Annotated in this window: 13 protein-coding genes; 8 read left to right on the forward strand and 5 right to left on the reverse strand. The window is 48.5% G+C overall.

The window, feature by feature from the left end; genetic code table 11:
- Positions 1 to 70: 70 nt before the first annotated feature.
- Both NQ544_RS01825 and NQ544_RS01830 read right to left on the reverse strand, forming a co-directional pair.
- Positions 71 to 1,864: a pectate lyase gene (locus NQ544_RS01825; RefSeq protein ID WP_040552676.1), complete on the reverse strand. Its 1,794-nt coding sequence runs from the start codon at positions 1,862 to 1,864 to the stop codon at positions 71 to 73.
- Between the two features lie 58 nt (positions 1,865 to 1,922).
- Positions 1,923 to 4,544 carry a glycoside hydrolase family 88 protein gene (locus NQ544_RS01830; RefSeq protein ID WP_006846317.1) on the reverse strand — a complete coding sequence of 874 codons (2,622 nt, stop codon included), beginning with the start codon at positions 4,542 to 4,544 and terminating at the stop codon, positions 1,923 to 1,925.
- A gap of 281 nt (positions 4,545 to 4,825) precedes the next feature.
- Here NQ544_RS01830 and NQ544_RS01835 point away from each other — a divergent pair, with 281 nt between their 5' ends.
- The gene (locus tag NQ544_RS01835) at positions 4,826 to 5,422 is read left to right on the forward strand and encodes a sigma-70 family RNA polymerase sigma factor (protein WP_006846319.1); all 597 of its coding nucleotides are present in this window, start codon (positions 4,826 to 4,828) and stop codon (positions 5,420 to 5,422) included.
- On the opposite strand, the gene rpe is transcribed toward NQ544_RS01835, so the two are convergent.
- Both rpe and NQ544_RS01845 read right to left on the reverse strand, forming a co-directional pair.
- A complete protein-coding gene (gene rpe, locus NQ544_RS01840; RefSeq protein ID WP_006846320.1) occupies positions 5,419 to 6,072 on the reverse strand; it encodes a ribulose-phosphate 3-epimerase in 654 nt (217 codons plus the stop codon). The two genes, NQ544_RS01835 and rpe, sit on opposite strands and share 4 nt — an antisense overlap.
- A gap of 13 nt (positions 6,073 to 6,085) precedes the next feature.
- Positions 6,086 to 6,214 (reverse strand): hypothetical protein, encoded by a 129-nt coding sequence (locus tag NQ544_RS01845; protein WP_022120798.1) that lies wholly within the window; start codon positions 6,212 to 6,214, stop codon positions 6,086 to 6,088.
- Between the two features lie 568 nt (positions 6,215 to 6,782).
- Between NQ544_RS01845 and trpD the strand changes: the two genes are divergently transcribed.
- From trpD to NQ544_RS01880, 7 genes are all read left to right on the forward strand, one after another.
- Positions 6,783 to 7,787 carry an anthranilate phosphoribosyltransferase gene (trpD, locus tag NQ544_RS01850; RefSeq protein WP_006846323.1) on the forward strand — a complete coding sequence of 335 codons (1,005 nt, stop codon included), beginning with the start codon at positions 6,783 to 6,785 and terminating at the stop codon, positions 7,785 to 7,787.
- 148 nt (positions 7,788 to 7,935) lie between these two features.
- The gene (gene trpC / locus NQ544_RS01855; protein WP_006846324.1) at positions 7,936 to 8,742 is read left to right on the forward strand and encodes an indole-3-glycerol phosphate synthase TrpC; all 807 of its coding nucleotides are present in this window, start codon (positions 7,936 to 7,938) and stop codon (positions 8,740 to 8,742) included.
- A gap of 128 nt (positions 8,743 to 8,870) precedes the next feature.
- Positions 8,871 to 9,491 carry a phosphoribosylanthranilate isomerase gene (locus NQ544_RS01860; protein WP_006846325.1) on the forward strand — a complete coding sequence of 207 codons (621 nt, stop codon included), beginning with the start codon at positions 8,871 to 8,873 and terminating at the stop codon, positions 9,489 to 9,491.
- Between the two features lie 36 nt (positions 9,492 to 9,527).
- Positions 9,528 to 10,304, forward strand: a complete 777-nt coding sequence (gene trpA, locus NQ544_RS01865) for a tryptophan synthase subunit alpha (protein WP_006846326.1) — start codon at positions 9,528 to 9,530, stop codon at positions 10,302 to 10,304.
- 77 nt (positions 10,305 to 10,381) lie between these two features.
- Positions 10,382 to 11,581 (forward strand): tryptophan synthase subunit beta, encoded by a 1,200-nt coding sequence (gene trpB, locus NQ544_RS01870; protein WP_006846327.1) that lies wholly within the window; start codon positions 10,382 to 10,384, stop codon positions 11,579 to 11,581.
- A 110-nt stretch (positions 11,582 to 11,691) separates the two neighbouring features.
- Complete coding sequence (locus tag NQ544_RS01875) at positions 11,692 to 13,128, forward strand: anthranilate synthase component I family protein (RefSeq protein ID WP_006846328.1); 1,437 nt, start codon at positions 11,692 to 11,694, stop codon at positions 13,126 to 13,128.
- 38 nt (positions 13,129 to 13,166) lie between these two features.
- A complete protein-coding gene (locus NQ544_RS01880; RefSeq protein WP_006846329.1) occupies positions 13,167 to 13,733 on the forward strand; it encodes an anthranilate synthase component II in 567 nt (188 codons plus the stop codon).
- Positions 13,734 to 13,956: 223 nt separating this feature from the next.
- Here the strand turns inward: NQ544_RS01880 and NQ544_RS01885 are convergent, their stop codons facing one another.
- The gene (locus tag NQ544_RS01885; RefSeq protein ID WP_006846330.1) at positions 13,957 to 14,937 is read right to left on the reverse strand and encodes an ROK family protein; all 981 of its coding nucleotides are present in this window, start codon (positions 14,935 to 14,937) and stop codon (positions 13,957 to 13,959) included.
- Positions 14,938 to 14,981: the final 44 nt, after the last annotated feature.

A 14,981-nucleotide genomic window follows, 5' to 3' on the forward strand; every position in this document is an offset into this window, starting at 1 on the left:
ATTGTATAAATAGATAAAACAAAAGGGCATTCCCAAACATGGGGATGCCCTTTTTGTTTTATAAGAAGTTTTATTCCTTTATTACCTTATCCACTACGGTCTTTCCGTTCTTAAACAACATCTTGCGGACGTTGATTCCTTTTTGAGGAGCAGAAAGGAGGGTGCCGTTGAGGCTGTAATACTTTACTTCGGTTAATTCACTGGGATTGGAGGTGATGATCTGCGAGATGCCTGTAGGATTCTTCCATGCAGGATAGTATTCATCTACCTTGTTCTCTGCATCAGTATTGCCCTGCTTCATGATGTCCTCAACCAGTGAATTGGCGTAAACCTCAAGGTTGGTGTAGTACTCCTTGCTGTCAAGCGAGTAGGTGAGGGCATCTGAGGCATCGTTTGGATCTAAGCCGTTGGCAGTCTCCCATGCATCTGGAATGCCGTCCTTATCGGTGTCGAAGTCAGCAGGGCGAGTGCCCTTTCCGAAGTTTGCCTCGGTGTAGCCGTTTACATCTGATACCTTGTCGATGATGCCAGGTGAATTGGTGATGCTTCCCTTGTACTTGGCTGTACCAGTCTTTGCCTCTTCCATGTAACGTGCATCAATCTCATCGCGGTAGAGAGAGGCACCGCTGTATGCCAGTACTTTACTGAATGATTCGGCAGCAGAGTGGGTGGTAACCTCTCCTGTTGGAGCAGGAACGTCCATCTTAATCTTGACACAAGACTTGCCGCTGATGGTTACATGGGCAACATTGTCACCATAAAAGTTTTTTGCATCCGGACTGTAATATTCTCCGTTCAGGCTTGGAATGCCTTTGTCGTAGCTTATACCTTTCCAATCCTGATTCTTGGTAACAGAACCCTTGGTGGTTTCGGTGGTGTTTCCGTTGATGAAGTAACGGCTGGTCATGTCGTATAACTCAGGATGATTCTTGTCGGAATTACTACTGGTAGATAAGGTAACCAGGGTGATACGTTCCTGGCTGCCACGTTCCTTGCCTGTGCTTACATCTACCTTGAGACCATTCAGAGTTGTTCCTGTAAGTCCCTGGCTAGGTCCAGCCTTGTAGTAATTGTTCACGATGTTGATCTGTCCACCGCCCGGACCTCCGTAGCAGGTACCTTGCGCATTGTACATCACGCAGTTGCGGAAGTCTACGTTTTCTGCCTGCACGGTGTTCTTCCACTGGTAGGTATCGTAATCCTTGTTGCTGGTGTAGTCTGTCCATCCGTATCTTGCACCATTAAAACGTGGACCGCGGTTCATGAGATGACCTACGAAGTTGTGGTGGAAGCTGGCGAGCTTACCGCCCCAGATGCCTCCATAACCATGTGCTCCCTTAGAGTGACCCGGATTGGTGAGACTCTCGGCAACGGTACACCACTGCATGGTGAAATTGTTGTTGTCGTAGAATGAAGCTACCTCATCGATACTCCAGCTGAAGGAACAGTGGTCGAAGATGATGCCGGTCTTGTTGCGCTGCCAGGTAGCATCTGCACCGTCATTGATGTTCTTTTCCTCTCCGCGGCGTATGCGGAGGAAACGGATGATGTTGTTGTTGCCCGGTTGAACGGTGTAATATCTGAGGGTGATGCCCGGAGATGGGGCAGTCTGTCCGAGGATGGTGATGTTGTCACCTATCTTGAGATCAGACTTCAGGGCGATAACGCCAGCCACATCGAAGACAATGATTCTATTACCCGTTTTGACAGCCTCTCTGAAAGAACCAGTTCCGCTGTCATTGAGATTGGTTACGTGTACTACTTTTCCGCCTCTTCCGCCGGTTACGTATCTTCCGTGACCTTCTGCGCCCGGAAAGGCAGGAGCTTGTGCCAAAGCAGCAGCACTCATGAGTGCTGCTGCCATTGTTGTGAATATTTTCTTGTTATTCATTTTTAAAATGATGTATTCAAATCTTAGCAGTTTACTTATTCAGTCCCTGCATTTCCATTTCCAGACTAGCCCAGATGAAAGGACCTACGCCCTTGGCATCATTGTCGCGGATTGGCTCGCTCATGTAATAGTCGAAGCTGCCGTCGCGCTTGAAGTTTGGCTTCTTGACGTATGGACCAGGGCCAGGACCGAGTCCGCTGACAGCACAGCAGCGGGTAAGGCTGATGGTCTTGTCAGGATTTACCTGGATGAAGTTGTTCAGGATTCCCTCATAAGCCTTGATACCTGCTTCCTGATATTCCTTGCCGAGGTATCCCTTGCGGTAACCCTTGAGGAGAACATAGGCAAACATGCTTGAAGCGGTGCTCTCGAGGTAGTTGCGAGGATCCTTTACGTCCATTACATCGTACCATACCCCCGTCTTCTTATCCTGATATTTCACCACGCTCTTCATTGCCTTATTTAATAAGGTGATGATTTCGCCGCGGCGAGCATAATCTTCTGGAATGGCATCGAGGCATTCGGTCATTGCCATGACGTACCATCCGAGGGCTCTTGCCCAGGTATGCTGGCTCTTTCCGTCTTCCTTGTTTGCCCAGAACTGGCTGTGGGTCTCGTCCCATGCATGTTTCCAGAGTTGGGTCTTCTCATCGTAGGTACGCAGGTCGGTCTTCACAATCTGGTCTACCGCATCGTCGAGAATCTTCTTCGCCTTCTTTGGCTTGAGGTTCTGTACAGCGTAGTTGCAGTAGAAAGGCAGACCCATGAAGATGCCGTCGAGCCATACCTGGTTGGCGTAAATAGCCTTGTGCCAGTAAACGCCTTCCTTGGTGCGAGGCTGGTTCTGCAGCTGCTTGAAGAGCGTCTTCAGCGCCAGTTCGCTGCTCTTGCTAGGGAAGAGGTTGTGCATGCGGAGGATGAACTTCGCTGTGCGCACATTGTCGAGGTTGAAGTCCTCATATTTGTAGCCTGTGATGTTTCCCTTCTCGTCAATCATCTTGGCAGGATATTCTTTCAGGTAGTTGATGATTGCCTCGTTGTTGGCTTCGGCATCAGCTCCCTTGAAGGTGCTCTTTCCGCCTTTGTAATGGAGGTAGGTGTCGAGCATACCTTCCATCTCAATGCCCATTACGTAGCTCCACTTTGGCTTCTTGCTGAAGTCGAGCAGGTAAGACTGAGGCACGCGCTGCATCTCGCTGTGGGTGAGCCACTCTGAGTAGGTCTGGTAAGGACGGTCTTCCTTGTTGAGAACCAGTGAACCATTGATGATGAGGTTGTCGAACTTCACGTTTCTTGTCTTGCCGGTAACCTTGGTAGGCTGCTTGATGACACCGTCGAACTTACAGTTTTTTACATGGATGTCGTATACGTTTTCTACTTTGTTTCCACCGATGATGAGCACACCGTAGTTGCTCTTCTGGCAGGTAACATCTTCCATGCTCACGTTGCGCACGGTAGGTTCAAATCCGCGGTAGCAAGCCTCTCTTGGCTCATAGTCGAGGTTGATTTTGAGTACGGCTTCCTTACACTGTCCTACGGTAACCTTGCGCATGTGGATGTTCTGGATGAGTCCGCCGCGGCAGTTGTTGGTCTTGATGCGGAGGATGCGCTCCAGATGAGGAGAGTCCATCTCGCAGTTCTCGGCGTATACATTCTCGCATCCGCCTGAAATCTCAGAACCGATGACTACGCCACCGTGTCCGTCTTCCATGCGACAGTTGCGGATGATGATATTCTTAGATGGTTTGTTCCAAAGACGACCGTCGTTGTTTCGTCCGCTCTTGATGGCGATGCAGTCGTCGCCGGTGTGGAAGATACAGTTCTGAATGAGTACATTCTCGCATGCTTCAGGGTCGCATCCGTCTCCGTTAGGTCCTTCGTTCCAAACGGTTACGCCGTCTACCGTGATGTCCTTGCAGAGCAGAGGGTGCATCACCCAGAAAGGCGAATTGATCATCTTTACGTCCTTGATGAGAATGCGCTCAGAGCGTACGAAGTTGACGAGCTGAGGGCGGAGACCCTGTCCCATACCGAACTTGCGCTCATCGAAAGGCACACCGTTTTCTGCCATTTTCTGCAGTCTGGCGCGGGAGCCCATCTTCTGGTGTTCCTTGGTTACGCCCTCCTTGTATCCGAAGTAAGGATTGCCGTTCCACTGCCACCATGTATCATTGTTGCCGCCTCCGTCGATGGTACCTTTACCGGTAATGGCGATGTCGGAAACCTTGTAGGCGTAGATGCATGGAGAGTAGTTCCAGCATGCCAATCCTTCCCATGCGGTGCGAACTAGCGGATAGAGTTTTGGCTCAAAGGCAAACTGCAGTACGGCACCTTCTTCGAGGTTCAGTTCTACGAAGCTCTTCATCTCAATGGCTCCTGTGCGCCAGGTACCCTTCGGTATGACGATGGTACCGCCACCTTTCTTAGAGACGAGGGCGATGAGTTTGTTGATTGCCTTCTGGTTCTGTGCAGCCGAAGCGTTCTGCTTGGCTCCATAGGCAGAAATTACATACTTCTTGGTTGCCTGCTTGATATTAGGCAACTGTATGCTCTGTTCAATGCGCTGATATTCAGCATCGTTCCATCCGTCGGCCCAAGCGCAGGCTGGGATGAGAAGCAGAGCAACGAGTAAGGTCTTAAAGAATTTCTTCATTGTCTTTGTTCTAGTTTTATGATTATTTGTATTTATTTATTTGTATGAATCTGTTTATTCGTTTGTTTGTTTGGGTTTGATGTTTAACACATCGGTGCAAAGTTACGAATTTTATTTGGAAAACAGGTACTGGTAATGTTAAAATTAAATGTTTTTGCAAAAAAAAGTTTGGTGTTTTCAAAATAAATTGTTATCTTTGCAACGATATTTAACATTATTAACGCAATAAATACTGGGTAGCCTATTGGATAGACATTTACTTAATAAATAAGATTAAGAAAATGAGAAAACTCAATAATATGACAGACGAAGAGTTGGCCCTGGCTTATGTCGGGGGCGACAACAGAGCCTTTGACCTGTTGCTTTCACGCAACGAGGTGAAACTGTTCTCTTACATCCTTTTCGTGGTTCACGATGAGGATCTGGCGAATGATATCTTCCAGGAGACATTCGTGAAGGCAATCAGTCGTTTACATGCTGGCCAGTATTCCAGTTCGGGCAAATTTATTTCGTGGTTAATGCGCATAGCGCATAATGTCATCATCGACGGTTATCGCAGTCAGTGTGTGTTCCGCATGGTAGAACAGGGGAACGGTAATGATCTTTCCTGTCTGCAAGGCGAAGATTTTCAGGCAGACTGTGCTGAGCAGGAGATGGTACGCAAACAGGTGCTCCGTGATGTGAAGAAACTGGTAGACTTTCTGCCGGCTCCACAACGCGAAGTGGTTTATATGCGTTTTTATCAGCAGATGTCTTTCAAGGACATAGCCGAGTGTACCAATGTGAGCATCAATACGAGTCTGGGAAGAATGCGTTATGCGCTCCTTAACCTCCGCAAGATGGCTAAGGAGCACAATATCTATCTGAATCTTGATTAGTGGAGTTCTTTCAAGGCATGGATGGTAGCATAAGGGTCTGTGCTCTTGAATACATAACTTCCGCTTACCAGCACGTCTACTCCGGCTTTCACCAGTCTTGGAGCAGTTTCTGCCTGCACACCGCCATCTACCTCGATGAGTGCCTGGCTTCCGCTCTCTTTGATGAGCTGGCGCAGACGGCCTATCTTCTTGATGGTGTTCTCGATGAATTTCTGTCCGCCGAAGCCTGGGTTAACGCTCATCAAAAGTACCATGTCTACATCGCAGATGATGTCTTCCAGCACACATACCGGGGTAGAAGGGTTGAGGGTAACTCCTGCCTTCATGCCTGCTGCATGAATCTGCTGGATGGTGCGGTGCAGATGGGTGCAGGTCTCGTAGTGCACGTTCATCATCATGGCACCGAGCTTGGCAGTCTGCTCAATGTAATTTTCCGGGTGCTGTATCATAAAGTGGACGTCGAGGGGCTTGGTGCACACCTTGCTCACGGCTTCTATCACAGGGAAGCCGAACGAGATGTTGGGCACGAAGACACCATCCATCACATCGAGGTGGAGCCAGTCGGCCTCACTCTTGTTAATCATCTCTATATCACTCTTCAGGTCAATGAAGTTGGCTGAGAGCAATGAAGGGGATACCATTGTTTTCATCTTTCTTCTTCTTTTAGTTAGGATAGCACACCTTTAGCTTCCCATTTTGCACCATAGTATGATAGGAGTAGGCTATCTGCTTGATGAAGTAGATGGTCTGAGCCGAAGGTCTCATTTTCTTTGGTGTAAATACTTGCTTCATAGGCGTGAATCTTTTTATTTGAATAATACTTCTTGTTATTTGTTTTTAGAACGGGCATGTCTTGAGGATAAGTTTTCCTCTTTCCGTAACCTGTTCTCTAAATAAATAACGGCGTATTGGGAAATTTATTACATTCCGGCGAATTTTTTTTTCTTTCTCCCTATATATAATAATGTATAGTGGAGAAAACGTGAGACGAAAGTGGGGAAAAAGGGGCTCTGGATGATAAAATAGTGTTAAATCTCAAAATTTCTCGACAAAAAGTTTGTAGTTTAAAAGAAAAACTGTACTTTTGCAGTAGAAATGAAGAACGAAGGAGAATCTTTTCGTTAAAAAGAAAGAAATGTCTCGTTTTTGGTAGTAACAAACAATTAAAAGAAAAAGCAATATGAATACATTCGTATCTACATCATGGTGGTGGCGTAACTCAAGATTCCAGAAGTCGTGAGTCGAGACGCCGTATGTGGATGTGAACAACATAATATACTAGGGGCCTGCCGTAACTTACGACAGGCTCCTTTTCTTTTACAACGAAAAATAAAAACAAAAAATATAGGAGATATTAACTATGGAAATGAAGGACATTTTGAACAGAATGTTGAACCACGAGGAACTTTCCCGTGAGGAAACCCGAGACATCATTGTAGGAATCACCAAGAGTGAATTTCCTGAGGAACAGATTACAGCCCTGCTCACCGGTTTGCAGATGAGAGGCGTAACGGTAGATGAACTGCTCGGTTTCCGTGACGGAATTCTTGCCACAGGCGTGCCAGCCATCCTGGATTGCGACCGCTACATTGACGTGGTGGGAACCGGTGGCGACCGCAAGAACACCTTTAACATTTCTACTACTTCCTGCTTCGTTATTGCGGGTGCGGGTTACAAGGTGGCAAAGCACGGCAACTATGCGGCTACTTCGGTGAGCGGTGCCAGCAACGTCATCAAGAACCATGGTGTTCAGTTTACCGATGATATAGATAAGCTGAACCGCAGCATCAACGAGGCAGGCATCGTTTATCTTCATGCCCAGCTCTTCGCCAAGGCAATGAAGTTTGTAGGTCCTATCCGCAAGGTTTTGCAGTTTCCTACCGTGTTCAACTTGTTAGGTCCTCTTGTTAATCCTAGTCAGCCTAAGTGCCAGTTGCTGGGTGTTGCCAATCTCGACCAGATGCGCCTTTACAATCAGGTTTACCAGAAACTAGGCATTGATTTCGGCATTGTTAACAGCATCGACGGATATGATGAAATTTCACTCACCAGCGACTTCAAGGTAACCACCAACAACTATGAGAAGATCTTCAAGCCTCAGGATCTCGGTTTCGAGATAGCCAAACCGGAAGAGGTACGAGGCGGAGCAACCGAGGAAGAGGCTAAGGACATCTTTGATGCAGTGCTTGAAAACCGTGCCCTCCCAGCCCAGAAGAACATCGTTCTCGCCAATGCAGCCTTCGGCATCCAGGTGATGGAGAAGGGTCAGAAGAGCATTGAGGAATGCGTGGAGATAGCAAGAGAGAGCATTGACTCGGGTAAGGCGCTCGCTACCTTCAAGAAGTTCGTAGAGATCAACAGTTAAAGGTAAAAAGGGCTTTTAAAAGTAAAAAGGTAAAAGGGTAAAAAGGTAAAAAGAGCCTTAACCCCTTTTTCCCCCTTTGTCCCCCCGTTCCCAGCGATTCCATCGCTGGTCTCCCAAGTCTTTGTCTTAAATAAAAAAAAAGAAAAAAATGGCTGATATTTTAGAGGAAATTGTGGCTCATAAAAGAATCGAGATTGAGCAGCGCAAGCGCTTTATCCAGCCACGGCAGATGATAACCCTCACCGAGCAGAAAATGCAGGAAGATGGGGGAAAGGTGCCGGGCGGAAGCATGAAGGAGTCGTTGATGAACTCGGAGACGGGAATCATCGCTGAATTCAAGCGCAAATCGCCTTCCAAGGGCTGGATCAAACAGGAAGGTAAGCCGAGCATCATCCCGTTCGCCTACCAGCAGAACGGAGCCTCGGCGCTCAGCATCCTCACCGACATTGATTACTTCGGAGGATATGATGAGTATATTCAGGAGGCGCGCCATGTGGGCGTTACCCTACCTATCTTATATAAGAACTTCGTGGTAGAGGAATACCAGCTGCTGCAGGCGAGATACTGCGGAGCTTCTGCCGTGCTGCTCATTGCGGCCTGCCTGACCAAGGAGGAGTGTAAGCAACTCATGAACATGGCACACCAGCTGGGCATGGAGGTACTGCTCGAGATGCATAATGAGCGCGACTTCGAGTATGCTGAACTGGAACCGGATATGTACGGCATCAACAACCGAAATCTCGGAACCTTCTTTACGGATGTGGAGAACAGCTTCAGATTGGCAGAGAAACTTCCGAAGGATGTGTGCAGGGTGAGCGAGAGTGGCATCTCCAACCCGCAGACGGTTCTCCGGTTGAGAGAAGAAGGCGGCTTCAGAGGTTTCCTGATGGGCGAACAGTTCATGAAACAGACAGACCCGGGCGTAGCGCTTGCAGAATTTATTTCTAAATTATAGGATTGTTTGCTCCTAACGCCCTGAAAGGGCAGAAGCTCCTAGCCCAGGGCATCGCCCTGGGTATAAAGGCAATCAGCAAGGCGCCCTGTAAGGGCAAAAGCTTTAATGAAGAATAAACAATAAAGAAAATGTTAGTAAAGGTTTGTGGAATGCGTGAACCTGGTAATGTAAAGCAGGTTGCGCAACTCGGCGTTGATATGATGGGATTTATCTTCTATCCTAAGTCTCCACGGTATGCCAGTCATGTGGTGGCTCGCTCTGATGCTGACCGCAATGTGTGCCGAGTGGGAGTCTTCGTGAATGATTCCATTTCCAATATGTTGGATAAGATTCATTCATTCTCTCTGAATGCGGTGCAGATGCATGGAAGCGAGAGCAGGGAACTGTGTGAGCAGCTGCGTGCAGCAAAGGGGAATATGAAGATAATCAAAGCCATTAGTGTTTCCACTGCTGGGGACATTCAGAAATATAAGGAGTATGTAGGCGCTGTTGACTACTTCCTTTTCGACACCAAATGTAAGACGGTGGGCGGAAGTGGTCAGCAGTTTGACTGGCAGGTACTGGATGAATATGATGGCGATGTTCCATTCCTGTTGAGTGGCGGCATCGGTCCGGAAGATGCTTCCCGCATCCTGTCTTTCCATCATCCCCGATGCGTAGGAATCGACCTCAACTCCAGGTTTGAGATAGAACCGGGACTGAAGGATGTAGAGAAACTCAAGGAATTCCTTTTAAAGGTAAAAAGGTAAAAAAGTAAAAAGGTAAAAAATAAAAAAGTAAAAAAAATGAATAAGATAAATGCATTATTTGCAAACAATAAAGACCGCAAGCTTTTGAGCTTGTATTTCTGCGCCGGATGCCCAACTTTGGAAGGTACCGGAGATGTAATTAAGGCGATGGAGCGCAAGGGGATAGATATGATTGAGGTAGGAATCCCTTTCAGTGATCCGTTGGCTGATGGTCCTGTTATCCAGAGTGCCGGAACCGTGGCTCTGAAGAACGGAATGACGGTGAAGAAACTCTTCGCTCAGTTGAAGGAAATCAAGAATGAAGTGCAGCTTCCACTCGTGCTGATGGGATACCTGAACCCTATCATGCACTACGGCATTGAGGCTTTCTTCAAGAGCTGCGTAGAGAGCGGAGTGAGCGGTACCATCATCCCAGACCTTCCTTTTGATGATTATCTGAAGGTGGTGAACCCCATTGCCGACAAGTATGACATCCGTGTCATCATGATGATTACCCCTGAAACCAGTGAGGAGCGCATCCGTTTCATCGATGAGCATACCGATGGATTCATCTACATGGTCAGTTCGGCAAGTATCACGGGCGCCCAGAGCAGTTTCGGCGATGCCAAGCTGGCTTATTTCAACCACATCAACGGCATGAACCTGCGCAACCCACGCATGATTGGTTTCGGCATCAGCAACAAGCAGACCCTTACCAGTGCGCAGGATAATGCGGCGGGAGCCATCATCGGTAGCAAGTTTGTAACCCTGCTCAATGAAACCGGTGATCCGGATAAGGCTTTAGATGGGCTTTTTGAGTGCCTCGAAAAGTAGTTGATAGTTAACAGCGGCTTCGCTGTATAGCAGGCTTGCTCTATAAACTATAAATAATAAATTATAAACTAAGTATTATGTATCAAGTTGACGAAAAAGGATTTTTTGGAAAATTCGGAGGAGCGTATGTTCCTGAGATATTATATAAATGTGTAACCGAGTTGCAGCAGGCTTACAAGCCAATCATTGAGAGCGAGGAGTTCAAGAAGGAATACCGTGCGCTGCTGAAAGATTATGTGGGCCGTCCTTCACCTCTTTATTATGCCAAGCGCATGAGCGAGAAGTACGGATGCCAGCTCTATCTGAAGCGCGAGGACCTGAACCATACCGGTGCACACAAAATTAACAACACCATCGGTCAGATTCTCATGGCCAAGAAGATGGGCAAGACCCGCATCATTGCCGAAACCGGAGCCGGACAGCACGGTGTGGCTACAGCTACGGTATGCGCTCTGATGAACATGAAGTGTGAGATTTTCATGGGTGCCACCGATGTGGAACGCCAGCATACCAACGTAGAGCGTATGAAGATGCTGGGAGCCAAGGTGAACCCTGTGCGCACCGGCAACATGACGCTGAGCGATGCCTGCTCTGAGGCCATACGCGACTGGTGCTGCCACCCACAGGATACCTTCTACATCGTAGGTTCTACCATGGGTCCGCACCCTTATCCAGACATTGTTGCCAAGATGCAGAGCGTAATAAGCGAAGAACTGAAATGGCAGCTTGAGGAGAAGATAGGCCGCAACTATCCTGATTACCTCATCGCCTGCGTGGGTGGCGGAAGCAACGCTGCCGGAACCATCTACCACTACATTGATGATGACCGCGTGAAGATATATCTGGCTGAGGCTGCCGGACACGGAATAGATACCGATTATACCGCTGCCACCATGCACTGCGGCACAGAAGGCATCATCCACGGAGCACGCACCCTCGTGATGCAGACCGAGGACGGACAGATTGAGGAAGCCTTCACCATCAGTGCCGGTCTCGACTATCCGGGCATCGGCCCTATGCACGCCGACCTTGCCACATCGGGCAGGAGCCATGTGCTCGCCATTAAGGACGATGAGGCCATCTACGCCGGTTACGAGCTCACCCGCATGGAGGGCATCATTCCGGCTATTGAGAGTGCACACGCCGTGGCAGCCCTGAAGAAGATGAAGTTCAAGAAGGATGATGTGGTGGTGCTCACCGTATCAGGCCGTGGCGACAAGGATGTAGAAACCTATCTCGCGCACAAGGAAATGGCGGGAGAGTACGGAAATTTTTAAATAGTTAATAGTTTATAGTTAACAGAGACTGCGCCGTTGAGCACGATTGTTAAAGTGGTTCATGCTATAAACTGTAAGCTGTAAACTATATACAGTAAATTATAAATTAAATGAAGTTTAATTACAAGACAGTTACCCGCAAGATTCTCGCCGACCTCTATACGCCGGTGGGAGTCTACATGCGACTGAGAGATATTTATCCGCAGTCGGCTTTGATGGAGAGTTCCGACTATCATGGCTCCGAGAATTCGCGCTCCTTCATCGGTGTGCATCCGCTGGCAAGCATCGCCGTGAGTCATGGTGAGGTCATCAAGACCTATCCCGACGGAAGAGTAGAGAAAGAGCTGCTTCCTGCCTTCGGCGCCGGTCAGGGCGAGGAGTGCAAACTCGCCATCTCAAAGAGTATCAACGACTTCATCTCTTCCTTCCATGTAGAGGGCGAGAGCAAGGAGTTCTGCGGACTCTACGGATTCACCACCTTCAATGCGGTGAGATATTTTGAGAACATCCCTGTCAAGGATACTACCATGGAGAAGAATGATGCGCCCGATATCTATTACATCATGTATAAGGACATCATCGTCTTCGACCATTTCAACAACACCATGGAGCTCATTGCGCTCCAGGAAAGTGAAGATCCTCACTCTTCACTTCCAGAGCTCGACGAACTGCTCAAGGCGGTGAACAAGGCAAATGTGAAGCCTTACGATTTCCACCCGGTAGGCGATACCACCTCTACGCTCACCGATGAGGAGCACAAGGCGAATATACGCCGTTGCATACAGCACTGTTTGCGCGGAGATGTATTCCAGATTGTGGTGAGCCGCCGCTTCGTACAGAAATATGAGGGCGATGATTTCAAACTCTACCGTGCGTTGCGCAGCATCAACCCTTCGCCTTACCTCTTCTATTTCGACTTCGGCGGTTTCCGCATCTTCGGTTCTTCGCCTGAAACCCATAACCGCATCGTGGGCAACAAGGCGTTCATTGACCCGATTGCCGGAACCACCCGACGCACAGGAGATATGGAGCAGGACCGCAAGGCTGCCGAATTCCTGCGCAACGACCCGAAGGAGAATGCCGAGCACGTTATGCTGGTAGACCTGGCGCGCAATGATCTGAGCCGCAATTGTCATGGGGTGAAAGTAGATTTCTACAAGGACATGCAGTTCTACAGTCATGTTATCCATCTCGTGAGCCGTGTGAGTGGAGAGTTGGATGAGCATGCCGACCACATCAAGGAGTTTATTGATACCTTCCCTGCCGGCACGCTGAGCGGTGCGCCTAAGGTGAGAGCGATGCAGATTATATCAAAGCTGGAGCCTCACAACCGCGGTGCCTACGGAGGCTGTATCGGCTTCATCGGTCTGAACGGCGACCTGAATCAGGCCATCGTGATACGTACCTTCATTAGCCGAAACGGCGAGCTCTGGTTCCAGGCGGGTAGTGGAGTAGTGGCAAAGAGCAATGATGAGTATGAGCTAGAAGAGTGTAACAACAAGCTCGGTGCACTGACCAAGGCGATTCACATTGCAGAGAAGCTCTAATTTAACATTTAACACTTAACATTTAACATTGACAAAAGATGAAAGTAGTAATCATAGATAATTACGATTCCTTTACCTATAATCTTGCCCATCTGGTAAAGGAGTTGGGAGCTGCCGTTACGGTGTTCCGCAACGACCAGTTCCAGTTGCCGGAGCTGGAGCGCTTCGACAAGATCATTCTGAGTCCGGGTCCGGGCATTCCGTCGGAGGCGGGACTGCTGATGGATGTTATCCGCAAGTATGCAGGCCGCAAGCCGATGCTGGGCGTATGCCTGGGTCATCAGGCTATAGGCGAGGCGTTTGGAGCCAAGCTTACCAATCTTTCTGAGGTGTATCATGGAGTGGCAACCCCTTGCACCCAGTTTGGCAACGATGTTATTTTCGACGGGTTGGACAAGCGCATAGAGATTGGCAGATACCACTCTTGGGTGGTAGACCGCTCGGGATTCCCTGACTGCCTGGACGTTACGGCGGTAAGCGATGATGGTTGCATCATGGGTCTGAAGCATAAGAACTATGATATTCATGGTATCCAGTTTCATCCGGAAAGCGTGCTGACGCCAGACGGCAAGAAGATGGTGAAAAACTGGTTGGAAAAAGCTTAATGACCTTAATGACCAATGACCTTAATGACCACCATGACCGCATGGTGGTTATTGAGGTTTTTTGTTTTATGATAAGAAAAAGCAAAGCCTGACGCTCTCTCGAGTGCCAGGCTTTTCTGATAACCCTCGCTACATACCTCTCACGAGGTTTCACGAGAAATACTAACCTAAAACCAAATCATTTCCCATAAAGGAAAATGAAAGTATTTTTTTTATTAATCATTTACATATCCCAAGCCACTGCACTCGCACCGAGTACGGCAGCAGAACTGCCATCAAGGGTAGAAACAAGGAATTTAGCCTTACCCTTGAAGGTGCGGAGCACGTGCTCATCATAAGCCTTCTGGATAGGTTTCATGATGAGGTCGCCTGCCTTGGTCAGACCACCGAAGAAGACGAAAGCCTCTGGTGAAGAGAAGGCTGCGAAATCAGCACAAGCCTCACCGAGCATCTTGCCGGTAAACTCGTATACACGCAGTGCCAGCTTGTCGCCCTTGCCTGCAGCAACGCTCACATCATAAGATGTAATATCCTCAGGGTTCATCTCGCGGAGTAATGAAGGCTCATCGCTTTTCTCGAGGAACTCGCGTGCTGTGCGAGCCACACCAGTGGCAGAGCAGTAAGCTTCGAGACATCCTGTACGGCCACATCCGCAGATACGACCCTCTTTGCCACGTACCATGGTAACATGACCCAATTCGCCTGCGAATCCGTCGCAGCCGTAAACCATCTGTCCGTTGATGACGATACCAGAGCCAACGCCTGTACCGAGCGTAACGTCGATGAAGTTTTTCATGCCTCTTGCTACACCGTATGTCATCTCGCCGAGCGCAGCAGCGTTGGCATCATTGGTCATACCTACAGGCAAGCCGCCGAGGGCTTTGCTGAACAAGTCGGCCAATGGTACCACTCCGTCGTGTGCCCAAGGAAGATTTGGAGCGAATTCAATGGTTCCATTATAATAGTTTGCGTTTGGCGCACCGATACCCATTGCCTTAATCTTGTCAATGCCGCCTACCGTATCAATGATAGGCTGGAGAGCTTCTACGGCTGCCTTCACATAGTCTTCAACTTTTTCGTAACCGCCTGTCTTGATGGCAGTTGTTGCTTTGATTTCTCCGCGAGCATCTACGATGCCGAAAACAGAATTTGTACCGCCGAGGTCAAGGCCTATTACGTACGGTTTAAGTGTATTATCTGTCATGTTAATTATTTAAAATTAGTTAGAATTATTTTATTTCTCGGCAA

The organism is Segatella copri DSM 18205, assembly GCF_025151535.1.
Taxonomy (GTDB): domain Bacteria; phylum Bacteroidota; class Bacteroidia; order Bacteroidales; family Bacteroidaceae; genus Prevotella; species Prevotella copri.